Here is a 15,150-nt window from a genome sequence, read left to right as displayed (position 1 = left end):
GTCGCCGCTGTTGAAAGAGAGGCCGCCCCATGGTCGCTCCCCGTGAACTCGACCCCTCCGCATCGGTGTTGGCCTTCTTCGGCTGCGAGCTCCGCCGCTTCCGTACGCGCTCCGGCCTCAGCCAGGAACGGCTCGGCGAGGTCGTCAATTACACCGGCGCGCTCGTCGGCCTCGTCGAAACCGCCCAGCGCACCCCCAGCCGCGACTTCACCGAACGCTGCGATGGCGCTCTCGGCGCGGATGGTGCGCTGATCCGTCTTTGGCCCTTGGTGAGTCGTAGGGGATTGCCGCGCTGGTTTCAGGGTTACGCCGATCTGGAGGCGAGCGCGAGCGCGATCCGTACGTACCAATCTCAGGTGGTGCACGGCCTGTTGCAGACCGAGGACTACGCGCGGGCCGTACTCCGGACCGCGAGGCCGACCGACCTGGACGGGCTGGCCCGAGCCCGCATGGAAAGGCAGGAAGTCCTCACGCGGGACGAGCCGGTGCGGCTCTGGATGGTGCTCGACGAGGCGGTGCTGCGACGCCCGGTGGGCGGCCCGGGCACGATGCGGATCCAACTCCGGCGTCTGTTGGACCATCGGGATTCGCCCCACGTCGTGATCCAGATCCTCCCGTACAGCGCGGGCGCCCACGCGGGACTCAACGGCTCCCTCACCCTGATGTCGTTCGGGGATTCCCCCGAGATCGCCTATTCGGAGGGGTACGTGGGCGGCCAGCCCGTGACCGAAACGTCCGGGGTGCAGGCGTGTTCGGTGCAATACGATTTGGTGCGAGCCGCCGCGTTGTCCCCGGACGACTCGGTGGAGTTGATCGGCCGAGTCCTGGAGGAGCTTGATGAGCAACGAGGCTGACCTGTCGCAGGTCTGCTGGCGCAAGTCGAGCTACAGCGGCAGCCAAGGGGGCGAATGCGTCGAGGTCGCTGAGCTGCCCTCGGCCGGCGTCGCCGTGCGGGATTCGAAGGTGGCCGGCGGGCCCGTACTGGCTGTCTCCGCTGCCTCGTTCGCGGCGTTCGTGCGGGCCGCCGCCGGGGACGCCTTCGCAGGCTGACGCGAGTAGGTGTGGGAGCGGAGTTCTTGGAGGCGCTGCGGCTTGGGCTCGCCTCTGGTGATGCGAGTGTGCGGCAGCGCACGTCGGACGAGGTGACAGACCTGCCCACGTCGTACTCGGAGGACGAGGTCGCCGTGATCGCCCGCGCGGTCTGCGCCGCGGCGCTCGTCGAGAACGACCACGCTGCGCTGGAGGCTGAGCTGCACGCTTTGTTGGAGCTCGGGAGTACGGGTCATCTCCCCGACGAATTGCTTTCTCCGCTGCGGGAATTGGACCGATCACGCATGGCGTCGGACCTGGGCGCATACGTACAGGATCTGCTCGAGGAGTGAGCGGCACGCTCGACAGCGAGGCGTGAGCCCACAGCGCAGAGCGGCCCCACCCCCTCCCACCCTCACCGTTTGCGTGACCGCGGGTGGGGGTGGGGGCGCAGGGGGCGCCCCGGGACACTACAGCGTGATTTTCGGGCCGTGCACAGCCAATGTGGGCCCGGCCCGGACGTGTCGGGGGGCGCGGCCCGTAAATCATGCGTCCCGGGGTCCCCCGGAGCCACCACCCCCACCCCCGCACACCGCAAACCCGACCCGCACCGCCCAGCGCAAAGCGTCACCCCACACGCGGGCTCGGCCCCATCAAGGCGCCGAGCCCAACGCGTCGCTCACACCGGCCAGTACGCCGTCCGCCATGCCCGCGGCCCCGGCTCGGGGACTCGGCGGGGGACCGTGCGGGCCGGGTCGGACCACTCCGTGCGGGGTGTCTCCGCGGGCCCCGCGGACATCGCCGCGGCGGCCCGCGCGCGGACCACCGCCAGGGCGGCGGCGAGCTCCTCCGGGGTCGGATTGCCCCGTACGACCTTCACCGGCGGGAACGGGGGAGGGTTCTCCCCCACAGGGTCGAGCATCGACATCGCGAACGCCCTCCTTACAGCGGCCCGAAACCTCGGTGGTCTCGCGCCTCACAGCGGCCAACGGCGGAAGTCGCCGAGTACAGCGGGTAGTTGTCGGCTGTGGCGGGATGGTGCCCGCCGCAGCGGTGTGTAACCGGCCGGAGCCGGCCGGTCCATCGGGGTCGTGCGTCGTACCGTTCGTTGAACGAGCGTTACGACGCACGACCCGGCTGGAAGCCGACCCCACGCGACGGACCGGAACGGACCACAGCGGGACGTAGCCGACCACAGCGGACCACGGCCGGCTACGCCGCCGGCTACAGCGGGATGTTGCCGTGCTTGCGCGGCGGCAGCTGCTCGCGCTTGGAGCGCAGCGTGCGCAGGCCCCGCGTGATGTGCCGGCGGGTCTCGGACGGCATGATCACGGCGTCCACGTACCCCCGCTCGGCCGCCGCGTACGGATTCAGCAGCGTGTCCTCGTACTCCTGCGTCAACTCGGCCCGCAGCTCCTCGCGCTTGCCCTCGTCCTCCTCCGCGGTCAGGGTGCGGCGGTGCAGGATATTGACCGCGCCCTGCGCGCCCATGACGGCGATCTGGGCGGTGGGCCAGGCGAAGTTGAGGTCGGCGCCGAGGTGCTTGGAGCCCATGACGTCGTACGCGCCGCCGAAGGCCTTCCGCGTGATGACGGTGATGAGCGGGACCGTCGCCTCCGCGTAGGCGTAGATCAGCTTGGCGCCGCGCCGGATGATGCCCTCGTACTCCTGGTCGGTGCCGGGCAGGAAGCCGGGCACGTCGACGAAGGTGAGGACGGGGATGTTGTACGCGTCGCAGGTGCGCACGAAGCGCGCGGCCTTCTCGCTCGCGTCGATGTTGAGGCAGCCGGCGAACTGCATCGGCTGGTTGGCGACGACGCCGACCGAGTGGCCCTCGACCCGGCCGAAGCCGGTGATGATGTTGGGCGCGAACAGCGGCTGGGTCTCCAGGAATTCGCCGTCGTCGAGCACGCCCTCGATGGCGGAGTGCATGTCGTACGGCTGGTTCGCGGAGTCCGGGATGAGGACGTCCAGTTCGCGGTCCTCGTCCGAGGTCTCCAGGTCCGCGTCCTCGGGGAAGACGGGCGGGTCGGAGAGGTTGTTGGACGGCAGGTAGGACAGCAGGGCCTTCACGTACTCGACGGCGTCCTTCTCGTCGCCCGCCATCTGGTGCGCGACGCCGGAGGTCGTGTTGTGCGTACGCGCGCCGCCGAGCTCCTCGAAGCCGACGTCCTCACCGGTGACCGTCTTGATGACGTCGGGCCCGGTGATGAACATGTGCGAGGTCTTGTCGACCATCACGGTGAAGTCGGTGATCGCGGGGGAGTAGACCGCGCCGCCCGCGCACGGGCCCATGATCAGCGAGATCTGCGGGACGACACCCGACGCGTGCACGTTGCGGCGGAAGATCTCCGCGAACAGGCCGAGCGCGACCACACCCTCCTGGATGCGGGCGCCGCCGCCGTCGTTGATGCCGATGACCGGACAGCCGGTCTTCAGCGCGAAGTCCATGACCTTGACGATCTTCTCGCCGTACACTTCGCCGAGGGATCCGCCGAAGATCGTGAAGTCCTGCGAATAGACGCAGACGGGGCGGCCGTCGACGGTGCCGTAGCCCGTGACCACCCCGTCCCCGTACGGACGGTTCTTCTCCAGCCCGAAGTTCACCGAACGGTGCCGGGCGAACTCGTCCAGCTCGGTGAACGAGCCCTCGTCGAGGAGCATTTCCACCCGCTCGCGGGCGGTGAGCTTGCCCTTGGCGTGCTGCTTCTCGACGGCACGTTCCGAGCCCGCATGTGTCGCCTCCGCGGCCCGGTGCTCGAAGTCCGCGATCTTGCCGGCGGTCGTGTGGATGTCTGGGCGGCGCTGCTCGTCGGACATCGGCGTGCGGCTCCTACTCGTCAGCGGGTGGCTGGTCGGCGGTGGCTTGGGGGCTACCGGTTCGTAGGTTATCGGCGTCATCCCCGATGAGGGGAGGCCAAGGTGACCAACGCCGCATGATGAATCCGTGCGTAACCCCGTAAGGGGAGACAGCGAAGAGGGCCGCCACCTCCGTAGGGTTGGGCGCATGACGTCGAATCGCTGGTCCGACCTGGAGCGGCCGCCGCTGAACGCCGCCGCGCTGCGCCGCGCTCTCGTCCGTACGGACGGCGACGGGCTGTGGACCTCGCTGGAGGTCACGGAGCGCACCGGCTCCACCAACACCGACCTGGCCGAGCGCGCCCGTTCGGGCGACGCGGACACGGTCCCGGAGGGCGCCGTCCTCGTCGCGGAGGAGCAGACCGCGGCGCGCGGCCGGCTCGACCGCAGCTGGTCGGCGCCGCCCCGCTCCGGCCTCTTCGTCTCGATGCTGCTGCGGCCCGCCGTGCCGCAGGACCGCTGGGGGTGGCTGCCGCTGCTCACCGGCGTCGCCACCGCCACCGCGCTGGCCCGCGCGGCCGGCGTCGACATGAGGCTGAAGTGGCCGAACGACCTCCTCGTCGACGTCAAGGGGGAGGAGCGGAAGGCCGGCGGCATCCTCGCGGAACGCGTCGGCAAGGACGGCATCGTCATCGGCATGGGCCTCAACGTGTCGCTGCGCGAGGACGAACTGCCCGTCCCCACGGCCGGTTCACTGCTGCTCGCCGGGGCGCAGGGCGTCGACCGCGACCCGCTGCTGCGCGCCGTGCTGCGTTCCTTCGAGGACTGGTACGGCCGCTGGACGGCGCACGACGGCGATCCCGGCGAGAGCCGGCTGCTGGAGGCGTACGCGGCGGGCTGCTCCACGCTCGGCCGCAGCGTACGGGCCGAACTGCCGGGCGGCGGCGAGCTCGTCGGCGAGGCCGTGGCCGTCGACAGCGACGGGCGGCTGGTCCTCGCGACTGGACAGGGCGTACAGCAGCCCATCGCGGCGGGGGACATCGTGCACCTGCGTCCGGCCGGTACGGGCACCACGGGCGCGGGGGAAGAGTGAGCTAGCGCACAGCTGCCGTATTGTGGCTCCCGGCGAGCGCGCCGCGCGGTAAGCGGTGGGCTCGCGGGACGGCTCGCAAGAGAACGGAAGGGCAGTGCGCAGGGGACGACCGGACCTGGCGAGGGGCGGCAGTGACCGTGGATGAATCGGGCACTTCCGCACGTACGACAGAGTCTGACGCCGCATCGGAGCCCGCCTCGCACGACAGTGAACGGGGCGAGGACGGGGCCGGCAGCGGCCAGGACGGACAGCAGGGTGGACACGTCGCACACGGCGAGCACGACGGCTACGAAGAGCACGACGGCTTCGACGCACACGACGCACACGACGAACGTGACGACGACGGCGAGGACGGCACGCACGACGACGCCCCGTACGGCGACAACAGCGCGCACGAGGACGCCCCGTACGACAGCGACGGCGGTCACGAGGCGGCCGTCGAGCACGGTCCGTACGCGTCGCACGGCGAGCTGAACGGACAGCAGCCCGAGCAGCATCCCGTCCGGCGGGGCAACGACGACGAGGACCCCAGCGCGCTGCACATCGAGGAGCTGATCCTCGGTTCGGAGCGGCAGTACACCCCGTTCCAGGCGGCACGTGCCGCAGGTGTCTCCATGGAGCTGGCGTCCCGCTTCTGGCGGGCGATGGGCTTCGCGGACGTCGGGCAGGCGCGGGCGCTGACCGAGGCGGACGTGCTCGCGCTGCGCCGGCTGTCCGGTCTGGTGGAGGCCGGTCTGCTGAGCGAGTCGATGGCCGTGCAGGTCGCGCGGTCGACGGGGCAGACCACGGCGCGGCTGGCCGACTGGCAGATCGACTCCTTCCTGATGGGGCTCACCGAGCCGCCCGAGCCCGGGATGACCCGCAACGAAGTCACGTACCCGCTGGTGCAGCTGCTGCTGCCGGAACTCGAGGAGTTCCTGGTGTACGTGTGGCGCAGACAGCTCGCCGCCGCGACCGGACGCGTCGTCCAGACCGCGGACGACGAGGACACCGCGGACCGGCGGCAGGCCATCGGCTTCGCCGACCTCGTCGGCTTCACGCGGCTGACCCGGCGGCTGGAGGACGAGGAACTCGGCGAACTGGTCGAGGCGTTCGAGACCACGGCGGCCGACCTGGTCGCCGCGAACGGCGGCAGGCTGATCAAGGCGCTGGGCGACGAGGTGCTGTACGTCGCCGACGACGCGGGCACCGCCGGCGAGATCGGGCTGCGCCTCATCGAGACGATGGCGCACGACGAGACCATGCCCGAACTGCGCGTCGGCATCGCCTTCGGCACGATGACGACCCGCATGGGCGACGTCTTCGGCAACACCGTGAATCTGGCCAGCCGGCTCACGTCGATAGCGCCCAAGGACACGGTGCTCGTGGACGGCGCCTGCCGCGCCGAGCTCGTCTCGGCGGGCGACTCGCCGGAGTCGGAGAAGGAGACCGAGGACCTCTCCGGCTTCCGTTTCGCGCTGCAGCCGCTGTACCAGCGTCCGGTGCGGGGCCTGGGCGTCGTGGAGCCGTGGATGTTGAATCGTCGCTGACGCGTCGCGCCCGGCGGTACGAAGATGCCTTCCAGTACGGCGATGCCTGCCGGTGCGGCGACGCGTCCACCGGTTCGGCGACGAGGAGGTCCGCATGACAGAGGGCACGCAGAGCGAGCAGGGCGCGCGGGGCGCGGCGCCCGTGAAGGCCGAGGGTACGTACGGGAGTTGGGTCCGTGTCGCGTACGACCCGGACACCCACGTCGCCGAACTGGTCCTGGACCGGCCGGAGGCGATGAACGCCGTCTCCACGGAGCTCGCCTACTGCATCGGCGAGGCGTGTGCCGCGCTCTCCGCCGACCGGCAGGTACGGGCCGTCGTGCTCACCTCCACCCACCCGCGCGCGTTCTGCGTCGGCGCTGACCTGAAGGAACGCAATTCCCTGAGCGACCAGGAGCTGAGCCGGCAGCGGCCGTACAGCCGCGCCGCGTACACCGGTGTGCTCGATCTGCCGGTGCCGGCCGTCGCGGCTGTGCACGGCTACGCGCTCGGCGGCGGCTTCGAACTCGCCCTGTCCTGCGACCTGATCGTCGCCGATCCGACGGCTGTCGTCGGGCTGCCCGAGGTGTCGGTCGGCGTCATCCCGGGCGGCGGCGGTACGCAGCTGCTGCCGCGCAGGGTGGGCGCCGCGCGGGCCGCGGAACTCGTGTTCACGGCCCGCCGCGTGGAGGCCGCCGAGGCACGCGAGCTGGGTCTCGTCGACCAGCTCGCCGCGGAGGGCGCGGCCCGTGACGACGCGCTGGCCCTCGCGGCCCGCATCGCCGCGAACTCCCCCGTGGGGCTGCGCGCGGCGAAGCGGGCACTGCGGACGGGCTGGGGCATGGACCTGCACGCCGGCCTCGACATAGAGGACGCGGCCTGGCGTACGGTCGCGTTCTCCGCGGACCGTGCGGAGGGCGTCGCGGCCTTCAACGAGAAGCGCAAGCCCTCCTGGCCCGCCGAGTGACTCCGCGGCTCTGCTTCTGAAACGGACGGGCCGGCGCCTCTCCTGGCGCCGGCCCGTCCGTCAGCGCGGGGTCAGGCCAGCGGCCCGGTGACCGACTCCGTCGCGCGGACCAGGGCGCCCGTGCGGACGAAGGTGTCCGCGGCGGCCAGGTCCGGGGCGAGGAAGCGGTCGCCGCCGGGGCCCTCCGCACCGGCCTCCCGCAGCGCCGAGATGACCGCGCGCGCCGCGTCGCCCGCCCGGAGGCCGGAGTGCTCGCGCAGCTCCACCGCCCGCGTCGCCGCGTACAGTTCGACCGCCACGACCCGCGTCAGGTTGTCGACCGCGGTGCGCAGCTTCCGCGCAGCGGACCAGCCCATGGACACGTGGTCCTCCTGCATCGCGGAGGACGGGATGGAGTCCGCTGAGGACGGCACGGCGAGCCGCTTGAGCTCGCTGACCAGCGCCGCCTGCGTGTACTGGGCGATCATCAGCCCCGAGTCGACTCCCGCGTCCTGGGCGAGGAACGGCGGCAGCCCGTGCGAACGGTTCTTGTCCAGCAGCCGGTCCGTGCGCCGCTCGGCGATCGACGCGAGGTCGGCGGTGGCGATGGCGAGGAAGTCCAGCACGTATCCGACGGGCGCCCCGTGGAAGTTGCCGTTGGACTCCACGCGGCCGTCGCCGAGGACGACGGGATTGTCGACGGAGGCCGCCAGTTCCCGGCCCGCGACCGTGAGGGCGTGCGCGAGGGTGTCCCGCCCCGCGCCCGCGACCTGCGGCGCGCACCGTACGGAGTAGGCGTCCTGCACGCGGGGCGCGTCGTCCTGGTGGTGCCCCGTCAGGCCCGAACCGGCCAGCACGGCGCGCATGTTGGCGGCCGAGTCGGCCTGCCCCGGGTGCGGCCGGACGGCCTGCAGCTCGGGTGCCAGGACCCTGTCCGTGCCGAGCAGCCCCTCCAGCGACAGGGCCGCGGTGATGTCGGCGGAGGTGAAGAGCCGGCCGAGGTCGGCGCAGGCCATCAGCAGCATGCCGAGCATGCCGTCGGTGCCGTTGAGGAGGGCCAGCCCCTCCTTCTCGCGGAGCTCGACGGGCGTCAGCCCGTGCGCGGCCAGCAGCTCGCCGGCGGGCCGGAGTTCGCCGTCCGGCCCCTCCGCCTCGCCCTCGCCCATGAGCGCCAGCGCGCAGTGCGAGAGCGGCGCGAGGTCGCCGGAGCAGCCGAGCGAGCCGTACTCGTGCACGACGGGGGTGATGCCCGCGTTGAGCATGTCCGCCATGGCCTGCGCGACTTCCGGGCGTACGCCGGTGTGGCCGGAGGCGACGGTCTTCAGCCGCAGGAACATCAGCGCCCGCACCACCTCGCGCTCCACGCGCGGCCCCATGCCGGCGGCGTGCGAGCGCACGATGTTGCGCTGCAGCTGGGCACGCAGGTCGGGGGAGATGTGCCGGACGGCGAGCGCGCCGAATCCGGTGGAGACCCCGTAGACGGGGTCCGGCTTGGCGGCGAGGTCGTCGATCACGCCGCGGGCCGTACGCAGCGCGTCGACGGCCGCGCCGGTCAGCTCGACACGGGCGCCGTCACGGGCGACGGCGAGTACGTCCTCGGGGGTGACGTCCGAGGGACCCAACTGCACAGTTTGCATAACCATATTCACGAACCCTAGAGACTGAATGCCCACCTGTCACGGCCGGGACGCACCCCGGCTCCTTACGGGCCCGGGTGCCCGGGCACCGTCGGGGCTGTCGTCGGGGGCGTTGTCAGGGGCGTCATCAGGGCCGTCGTCCGGGGCCGTTGTCGGGGCTGTGGTGAGGGGCCGCCCGTCAGGCCCGTCCGCGGAAGTGCCGCCGCTCCCCGTCGGGCGGCGCCTCCTGCGCCGCCGCGTCCGCGAGCCGTACGACGGGATCGTCCGCACCTCCGGAGCGCCCCGCCACCACGGGCCGTACGGCGCGCGCCGCCTTCGCCCGGTACTGCGCCGCGTCCGCCAGCCGGAACAGTCTGCGCGCCGACACGTCGGGCCCGATCGGGTCGCCCGTCGACGCGACCCCGCAGGCGACGCCGTTCCCCTGCTCCAGCTCCGCGGCCCTGCGGCACAACTCGCCCGCGACCCGCACCACCTCGTCCGCCTCGGGGCCCACCGCGAGCAGGCAGAACTCGTCCCCGCCCAGCCGCGCCGCGAGCGCCCCCGGCAGCATCGCCGCGCACAGCGAGAGCAGCGCGGCGAACCGTTCCAGCAGCCGGTCGCCCGCCTCGTGCCCGTGTACGTCGTTGACCCGCTTCAGCCCGTTGACGTCGCAGACCACGAGGCTCACGACGGGCCGGTCCGCGGACTCCGTACGGTGCTGCTCCAGCGCCTCGTCCAGCCGGAAGTCCACGGCACGGCGGTTGGCGAGCCCGGTCAGCGGGTCGGTGAAGGCGAGCTTCCGCACCTCCTCCAGCCGTTCGTCCTGTGCGACGCCCGCCGCCACGACCGCCGCCAGTACGGTCGCGAAGTCCGCGTCCGCGCGCCCGAACGCCGGCTCGCCGACGCCCCGAGCGACGTACAGCTCGCCCCAGGCCCGGCCGTGCAGCACCAGCGGCGCGACGACGCACGAGCCGCGGCCCCGGCGGCGCAGCGCGGCCACCCGCTGATGGCAGTACGAACCGGGGGCGTCCTCGGTGTCCTCCCGGCATTCGGGGTCGTCCCGGCGCTCCACCCAGGCGTGCGGCTCGTCGCCGCCCTCGGCCCAGCGCTCGTGCAGGAACTCGGTGATCTCCGGGAAGTCGTGCACCGGGTACGACTCGTCCTCGGGGAACTCCTCCTCGCCCTCGGCCAGCTCGCCCACGTTGACCAGCACCCGCAGCCGGCCGCGTACCCGGTCCCACTGGGAGACGGCGGCGAAGGAGCCGTCCAGCGCGTCGCGCGCGCCGAGCGCGGCGGCGCGGGCCATCCTGCGGTGCGGCGGTTCGCGGTGCGAGGCGGCGGGCGGTCCGGGGGCCGGGGACGTCTGGGCCGCCGCCATCGCCTGCGCCAACGTCACAACGGCCCGGAGCCGCGCGTCCTCTCCCATCCGCCCAGGCTATGAGCGTCCGCCCCGCCCCGCCGCGCAAGCGCCGCTCACCGCAGGGACCGCGGGACGGCGGGGGCTGCGGGACGGCGGGGCCGCGAGGGCCGGCCGGGGGTGTGCGGCGCGGGGTTACGCGCCGCGCAGGGAGCGCGTCACCAGGACGCCGCCGGCGCCGAGGAAGCCGAGGCCGCCCACCATGTACGGCGCGGTGTCGAAGCTTCCCGTGTCGGCGAGCCGGTCCGGCTGCGGGACGGTGGCGTGCCCGGCGCTCCGCGCGGCGTCCCTGGCCGCGCTGTGGGTACTGGCCGCGGTCGCGTTGTGGCGCGGACCGGCATCAGGCGTCGCCTTCGCAGTAGGGACGAAAAAGAGCGCGATCAGTACCGCCCCCGCAGCGGCGGCCGTGGCCAGTGATCGACGGTGTGCGGACATGGCTGACTGCGCGGCTGCGGCCACGAAGTGCCCCTTCCGGGTGGGTTGTTCTTGCGAACGAGCGGTGAACTTGCGGAGTGTTCACCGATGTTACTGATACCCGTACCCCCGACGGAAGCTGTGGTCACCCCGTTGGCGGCCCCCTGTCAGGGCCCCACCGTCACCAGGGGCGACGCTGCGGGGGAGTGACAACGGGCGGCCGGCGGGGCGCATACTGGTGCTGGACTGGGACTGGTGTTCTAGCCCACAGTTTCGCCAAGTGTGGAACCGGTCATAGCGCTCTTCACGTTCTCTTGCGTAGAGCTGTGCTGCGCATGTCCGGTATTCACCGGTAGGGGGCGTACGCAGCAAATCGGGGAGATGTGGGGTTCGTAAGGTAATGGAGAAGCCAGTGACGACGCCGGGTCGGCACCGCAAGACCATCGCGGCGACCGCCGTCCTGCTCGGTGGTGTCCTGACGCTGAGCGGCTGTGGCATGTTCGGCGGCGACAGCGGGGACGGTGCCGGCAAATCCAAGTCGGAGATGACCGGCAAGGATGAGTCGGCCGCGCGAATAAAGATCGCGTCCAAGGACGGCTCGGACGGCGCCAGCATCAACACCGGCGGTGCTGTCACCGTCAGCAAGGGCAAGCTCACCGACGTCACCATGAAGACCGCTCAGGAGGGCACGCCCGTCGAGGGCACCCTCTCCGGTGACGGCAAGAGCTGGAAGCCCAAGGAGCAGCTGGAGCGCGCCACCCAGTACAAGATCACGGCGACGGCCAAGGACGGCGACGGACGGAAGGCCGTGGAGAACTCCGCGTTCACCACCGTCTCGCCGGACAACAGCTTCATCGGCACCTACGCGGGCGAGGACGGCCAGACCGTCGGCGTCGGCATGCCGGTCTCGATCACCTTCGACAAGGCGATCACCGACAAGAAGGCCGTACAGTCCGCGATCAAGGTGAAGTCGTCCAGCGGCCAGGAGGTCGTCGGGCACTGGTTCGACGGCCAGCGCCTGGACTTCCGGCCCGAGGACTACTGGAAGGCCGGCTCCAAGGTCACCCTCGACCTCGATCTGGACGGGGTGAAGGGCGGCCCGAACCTGACCGGTGTCCAGGACAAGCAGGTCACGTTCAACGTCGGCCGCTCGCAGGTCAGCACCGTGGACGCCAAGACGCACCAGATGACCGTGGTGCGCGACGGCAAGAAGCTGAAGACCATCCCGATCTCCGCGGGCGACACCAAGAACCCGACGTACAACGGCAAGATGGTGATCTCCGAGAAGCACAAGGAGACCCGGATGGACGGCCAGACCGTCGGCTTCGGGCGCAAGGGCGAAGAGGGCTACGACATCAAGGACGTGCCGCACGCCATGCGGCTGTCGCAGTCCGGCACCTTCATCCACGGCAACTACTGGGGCGCGCCGTTCGGCTCCGGCAACACCAGCCACGGCTGCGTCGGCCTGAAGGACGACCGCGGCGCGGGCTCGAAGACCACCGACGGCGGCTGGTTCTACGAGAACTCGCTGGTCGGCGACATCGTCGACGTCAAGGGCTCGCCCGACAAGACGGTCCAGCCGAACAACGGCCTGAACGGCTGGAACATGGACTGGAAGCAGTGGAAGGCGGGCTCGGCGGTCTGATCCGCCACGGCGCCGCGCGCCGGCCCACCGACCGACGAAGGCGGGGTACGGGATCTCTCCCGTACCCCGCCTCTCGTGTGTGCGGCGCGCGGTGTGCGGCGCTGCGTGTGCGGCGCTGCGGGTGCGCGGCTCGGCGGTGCGCTGCCGTGCGCGGTTACTTCGCGAACTCGGTGAGCAGCGCCTCGTCGAACGCCTTCAGGTCGTCCGGCCGACGGCTGGTGACCAGGGTGTTCGGGCCGCCGCCGCAGACGACGACCTGCTCGTCGACCCAGTTGCCGCCGGCGTTCCTGATGTCGGTGCGCAGGCTCGGGTACGACGTGAGCGTCCGGTCCCGTACGACGTCCGCCTCCACCAGCACCCACGGCGCGTGGCAGATCGCGGCGACCGGCTTGCCCGCGTCGAAGAACGCCTTCACGAAGCCGACCGCCCCGTCGTCCGTCCGCAGCGCGTCCGGATTGGCCACACCGCCGGGCAGCACCAGCCCGTCGTACTCGGCAGCCGACGCCTCGTCCACGGTCTGGTCGACCTCGAAACTGTCGCCCTTGTCGAGGTGGTGGAACGCCTGCGCGCGGCCCGGCACCGTCGACACCAGCCGTGCGGTGCCGCCGGCCTCCGTCACCGCCTGCCACGGGTCCGTCAGCTCGATCTGTTCGGCACCCGCGGGTGCCACGAGAAACGCGACGCGCATGGTCGCCGCCTCCTTCCGGTCCGGCTCGGCCCGGGCTGCCCGGGCCCGCCGCACGGGTCCCCGCCGCGTACGGGCTCATACCTGCGCTCCGGCCCTCGCCGGTCCTCGCCGCGCCGGTCCTTACCTCGCGGGTAATCGTGCGCGGCGCCGAAGCCGGACACCATGAGGCGGAGCGGTCCGGACGGCCGGGCCGCACCCCTTCCGAGGAGGACCGCCATGCCCGCCTACGGTCTCGCCCACTTCCGCGACTCCGCTCCGCACCCGGAGCTCATCACCTACGTGGAACGCATCCAGGGGACCCTCGACCCGTACGGGGGCCGCTTCCTCGTGCACGGGGGCGCCATGGACGTGGTGGAGGGGAGCTGGGCGGGGAGCGTCGTCCTCATCGAGTTCCCCGACGTGGACACGGCCCACGCCTGGTACGCCTCGCCCGCCTACCAGGAGCTGATCCCCCTGCGGACGCGGCACATCGAGGGGGACATCGTGCTCGTACGGGGTGTCCCGGACGACTACGACCCCGCCGCGAAGGCGGCCGTGTTCCGGGCCGCGCTCGACAGCGGGGTCTGAGCCGGCGGCCCGTCCGGTCCTGAGCCGCCGGACCGGACGGGCCGCAGCCGTCTGACGGAGATGTCAGGCGGCGAGGGTCAGCTGGGTGCCCTCCTCCGGGGTCCCGTAGTGCTCCCAGACCTTGTTGAGCTCGGCCTGGTAGTAGAGCGAGTGCAGGGCGAAGAAGAAGCTCAGAATGAGCCCGATCACCGGGCTGCACGAGGGCTGGATCCCGGCCGCGCGCTGCATCTGCGCGATGCGGCTGCCCGTCTTCCACACGGAGACGAAGGGCGGCACGATGATGATCGCGCCGAACGTGATGGCGATGAGCGACACCAGCGGGTTCGACTCGGTGCGCGAATCGAAGTCCCGCGCCTCACGGTTGACCTTGTAGTACCAGACCAGGGCGTAGATCCCCAGTGTGATCAGCGGCCACACCAGCCACACGAGCACAATGTTCCGCCGCTTCCCGGCTGTACCGTTCATACCCCGTCCTACCGTTCCTGTTGAACTGTCACGTCAGCGTGCGGGAAGCCTCGACACTGAAGTCCCGTACGGCGGGCCACAGTTCACCACAGGCACCCCACCCCCAGCACACTGACGCCCCCTCACCTCCCGGCACTCCGCCCCAACACCCCACCCCCACCCCGCACTTCACCCCCACCCGGCCCCACGCGAACAGCTCCCCCCGCCCGGGCTACGGGCAGGAGGAGCTGCGTTGACGACACCCGCCGGACCGGCGGGAAGAGGACGGACCTCGGCGGCGGGACTACTCGGCGGGGGTGATGCCGGTGGGGCAGGAGACTCCTGTGCCGGCGATGCCGCAGTAGCCGGCGGGGTTCTTGTCCAGGTACTGCTGGTGGTAGGGCTCGGCCGGGTAGAACGGGTTGTCCTCGGCGGGGAGGATCTCCGTGGTGATCGTGCCCAGGCCGGAGGAGGCGAGGCGCTGCTGGTACGCCTCGCGCGACGCCTCCGCCGTGGCCTGCTGCTCGGGGCCGTGCGTGTAGACCGCCGAACGGTACTGGGTGCCCACGTCGTTGCCCTGGCGGAAGCCCTGCGTCGGATCGTGGTTCTCCCAGAAGATCTTCAGCAGCTCCGCGTAGGTGATCTTCGCGGGGTCGTACACGACGCGGACGGCCTCGGTGTGCCCCGTCAGGCCCGAACAGGTCTCCTCGTACGAGGGGTTGGGAGTGGTCCCGCCCTGGTAGCCGACCAGGGTGGTCCACACGCCCCCGGCGCGCCAGAAGACCCGCTCGGCGCCCCAGAAACAGCCCAGGCCGAAGTCGGCCGTCTCCAGGCCCTCCGGGTACGGGCCGAGCAGCGGGTTGCCGAGGACGGTGTGCCGCTCCGGAACCGTGAACTCCGGCTCCGCGCGGCCCTTGAGCGCTTCCTCGGGTGTGGGCAGGGCGTTCTTGTGGCGGCCGAACAGCATCGGCGGGCTCCCTTGAA

The 15,150-nt window shown here is 71.6% G+C and carries 16 protein-coding genes; 8 read left to right on the top strand and 8 right to left on the bottom strand.

Going from position 1 to position 15,150, the window contains the following annotated elements; all coding sequences use genetic code 11:
• The first annotated feature begins 29 nt into the window (after positions 1-29).
• From AC3AGO_RS14155 to AC3AGO_RS14145, 3 genes are read left to right on the top strand one after another with little or no spacing between them, the layout of a single operon-like run.
• Complete coding sequence (locus AC3AGO_RS14155; protein WP_487820547.1) at positions 30-854, top strand: helix-turn-helix domain-containing protein; 825 nt, start codon at positions 30-32, stop codon at positions 852-854.
• Complete coding sequence (locus tag AC3AGO_RS14150; protein ID WP_487820546.1) at positions 838-1,050, top strand: DUF397 domain-containing protein; 213 nt, start codon at positions 838-840, stop codon at positions 1,048-1,050. Before AC3AGO_RS14155 ends, AC3AGO_RS14150 begins: the two co-directional genes overlap by 17 nt.
• A gap of 26 nt (positions 1,051-1,076) precedes the next feature.
• Positions 1,077-1,382 (top strand): hypothetical protein, encoded by a 306-nt coding sequence (locus AC3AGO_RS14145; protein WP_487820545.1) that lies wholly within the window; start codon positions 1,077-1,079, stop codon positions 1,380-1,382.
• 326 nt (positions 1,383-1,708) lie between these two features.
• On the opposite strand, the gene AC3AGO_RS14140 is transcribed toward AC3AGO_RS14145, so the two are convergent.
• The gene (locus AC3AGO_RS14140; RefSeq protein ID WP_487820544.1) at positions 1,709-1,957 is read right to left on the bottom strand and encodes an acyl-CoA carboxylase epsilon subunit; all 249 of its coding nucleotides are present in this window, start codon (positions 1,955-1,957) and stop codon (positions 1,709-1,711) included.
• Between the two features lie 296 nt (positions 1,958-2,253).
• Positions 2,254-3,849 (bottom strand): acyl-CoA carboxylase subunit beta, encoded by a 1,596-nt coding sequence (locus AC3AGO_RS14135; RefSeq protein WP_487820543.1) that lies wholly within the window; start codon positions 3,847-3,849, stop codon positions 2,254-2,256.
• A gap of 187 nt (positions 3,850-4,036) precedes the next feature.
• On the opposite strand from AC3AGO_RS14135, the gene AC3AGO_RS14130 reads away from it, so the two are divergent.
• The 3 genes from AC3AGO_RS14130 to AC3AGO_RS14120 all read left to right on the top strand — a co-directional run bounded on the left by AC3AGO_RS14130 (position 4,037) and on the right by AC3AGO_RS14120 (position 7,396).
• The gene (locus AC3AGO_RS14130) at positions 4,037-4,921 is read left to right on the top strand and encodes a biotin--[acetyl-CoA-carboxylase] ligase (RefSeq protein WP_487820542.1); all 885 of its coding nucleotides are present in this window, start codon (positions 4,037-4,039) and stop codon (positions 4,919-4,921) included.
• A gap of 470 nt (positions 4,922-5,391) precedes the next feature.
• A complete protein-coding gene (locus AC3AGO_RS14125; protein ID WP_487824655.1) occupies positions 5,392-6,450 on the top strand; it encodes an adenylate/guanylate cyclase domain-containing protein in 1,059 nt (352 codons plus the stop codon).
• Between the two features lie 94 nt (positions 6,451-6,544).
• Positions 6,545-7,396, top strand: a complete 852-nt coding sequence (locus AC3AGO_RS14120; protein ID WP_487820541.1) for an enoyl-CoA hydratase/isomerase family protein — start codon at positions 6,545-6,547, stop codon at positions 7,394-7,396.
• 71 nt (positions 7,397-7,467) lie between these two features.
• Here the strand turns inward: AC3AGO_RS14120 and hutH are convergent, their stop codons facing one another.
• The 3 genes from hutH to AC3AGO_RS14105 all read right to left on the bottom strand — a co-directional run bounded on the left by hutH (position 7,468) and on the right by AC3AGO_RS14105 (position 10,867).
• Positions 7,468-9,018 (bottom strand): histidine ammonia-lyase, encoded by a 1,551-nt coding sequence (hutH, locus tag AC3AGO_RS14115; RefSeq protein WP_487820540.1) that lies wholly within the window; start codon positions 9,016-9,018, stop codon positions 7,468-7,470.
• A 172-nt stretch (positions 9,019-9,190) separates the two neighbouring features.
• Positions 9,191-10,417: a GGDEF domain-containing protein gene (locus AC3AGO_RS14110; protein ID WP_487820539.1), complete on the bottom strand. Its 1,227-nt coding sequence runs from the start codon at positions 10,415-10,417 to the stop codon at positions 9,191-9,193.
• A 126-nt stretch (positions 10,418-10,543) separates the two neighbouring features.
• Positions 10,544-10,867, bottom strand: a complete 324-nt coding sequence (locus tag AC3AGO_RS14105) for an LPXTG cell wall anchor domain-containing protein (protein WP_487820538.1) — start codon at positions 10,865-10,867, stop codon at positions 10,544-10,546.
• Positions 10,868-11,222: 355 nt separating this feature from the next.
• Between AC3AGO_RS14105 and AC3AGO_RS14100 the strand changes: the two genes are divergently transcribed.
• Positions 11,223-12,467, top strand: coding sequence for a L,D-transpeptidase (locus AC3AGO_RS14100; protein WP_487820537.1), 1,245 nt, complete (start codon positions 11,223-11,225; stop codon positions 12,465-12,467).
• A gap of 154 nt (positions 12,468-12,621) precedes the next feature.
• On the opposite strand, the gene AC3AGO_RS14095 is transcribed toward AC3AGO_RS14100, so the two are convergent.
• The gene (locus AC3AGO_RS14095; RefSeq protein WP_487820536.1) at positions 12,622-13,155 is read right to left on the bottom strand and encodes a type 1 glutamine amidotransferase domain-containing protein; all 534 of its coding nucleotides are present in this window, start codon (positions 13,153-13,155) and stop codon (positions 12,622-12,624) included.
• A 216-nt stretch (positions 13,156-13,371) separates the two neighbouring features.
• Here AC3AGO_RS14095 and AC3AGO_RS14090 point away from each other — a divergent pair, with 216 nt between their 5' ends.
• Complete coding sequence (locus tag AC3AGO_RS14090) at positions 13,372-13,722, top strand: DUF1330 domain-containing protein (protein ID WP_487820535.1); 351 nt, start codon at positions 13,372-13,374, stop codon at positions 13,720-13,722.
• A gap of 63 nt (positions 13,723-13,785) precedes the next feature.
• On the opposite strand, the gene AC3AGO_RS14085 is transcribed toward AC3AGO_RS14090, so the two are convergent.
• Complete coding sequence (locus tag AC3AGO_RS14085) at positions 13,786-14,187, bottom strand: DUF4234 domain-containing protein (protein WP_487820534.1); 402 nt, start codon at positions 14,185-14,187, stop codon at positions 13,786-13,788.
• Positions 14,188-14,470: 283 nt separating this feature from the next.
• On the bottom strand, positions 14,471-15,133 hold the full coding sequence (gene msrA / locus AC3AGO_RS14080) for a peptide-methionine (S)-S-oxide reductase MsrA (protein WP_487820533.1): 663 nt from the start codon (positions 15,131-15,133) through the stop codon (positions 14,471-14,473).
• Between the last annotated feature and the right edge of the window lie 17 nt (positions 15,134-15,150).

The organism is Streptomyces sp. BL1, from assembly GCF_057628045.1.
Note: the sequence above shows the minus strand (reverse complement) of the source record. Positions and strands in the feature narration are given on the sequence as shown.

Bases quoted from the DNA above. Each gene is read 5' to 3' on its own strand.
- AC3AGO_RS14155 (WP_487820547.1), top strand. From the start codon at position 30: ATGGTCGCTCCCCGTGAACTCGACCCCTCCGCATCGGTGTTGGCCTTC.
- AC3AGO_RS14150 (WP_487820546.1), top strand. From the start codon at position 838: ATGAGCAACGAGGCTGACCTGTCGCAGGTCTGCTGGCGCAAGTCGAGC.
- AC3AGO_RS14140 (WP_487820544.1), bottom strand. From the start codon at position 1,957: ATGTCGATGCTCGACCCTGTGGGGGAGAACCCTCCCCCGTTCCCGCCG.
- AC3AGO_RS14135 (WP_487820543.1), bottom strand. From the start codon at position 3,849: ATGTCCGACGAGCAGCGCCGCCCAGACATCCACACGACCGCCGGCAAG.
- AC3AGO_RS14130 (WP_487820542.1), top strand. From the start codon at position 4,037: ATGACGTCGAATCGCTGGTCCGACCTGGAGCGGCCGCCGCTGAACGCC.
- AC3AGO_RS14120 (WP_487820541.1), top strand. From the start codon at position 6,545: ATGACAGAGGGCACGCAGAGCGAGCAGGGCGCGCGGGGCGCGGCGCCC.
- hutH (WP_487820540.1), bottom strand. From the start codon at position 9,018: ATGGTTATGCAAACTGTGCAGTTGGGTCCCTCGGACGTCACCCCCGAG.
- AC3AGO_RS14110 (WP_487820539.1), bottom strand. From the start codon at position 10,417: ATGGGAGAGGACGCGCGGCTCCGGGCCGTTGTGACGTTGGCGCAGGCG.
- AC3AGO_RS14100 (WP_487820537.1), top strand. From the start codon at position 11,223: ATGGAGAAGCCAGTGACGACGCCGGGTCGGCACCGCAAGACCATCGCG.
- AC3AGO_RS14095 (WP_487820536.1), bottom strand. From the start codon at position 13,155: ATGCGCGTCGCGTTTCTCGTGGCACCCGCGGGTGCCGAACAGATCGAG.
- AC3AGO_RS14090 (WP_487820535.1), top strand. From the start codon at position 13,372: ATGCCCGCCTACGGTCTCGCCCACTTCCGCGACTCCGCTCCGCACCCG.
- AC3AGO_RS14085 (WP_487820534.1), bottom strand. From the start codon at position 14,187: ATGAACGGTACAGCCGGGAAGCGGCGGAACATTGTGCTCGTGTGGCTG.
- msrA (WP_487820533.1), bottom strand. From the start codon at position 15,133: ATGCTGTTCGGCCGCCACAAGAACGCCCTGCCCACACCCGAGGAAGCG.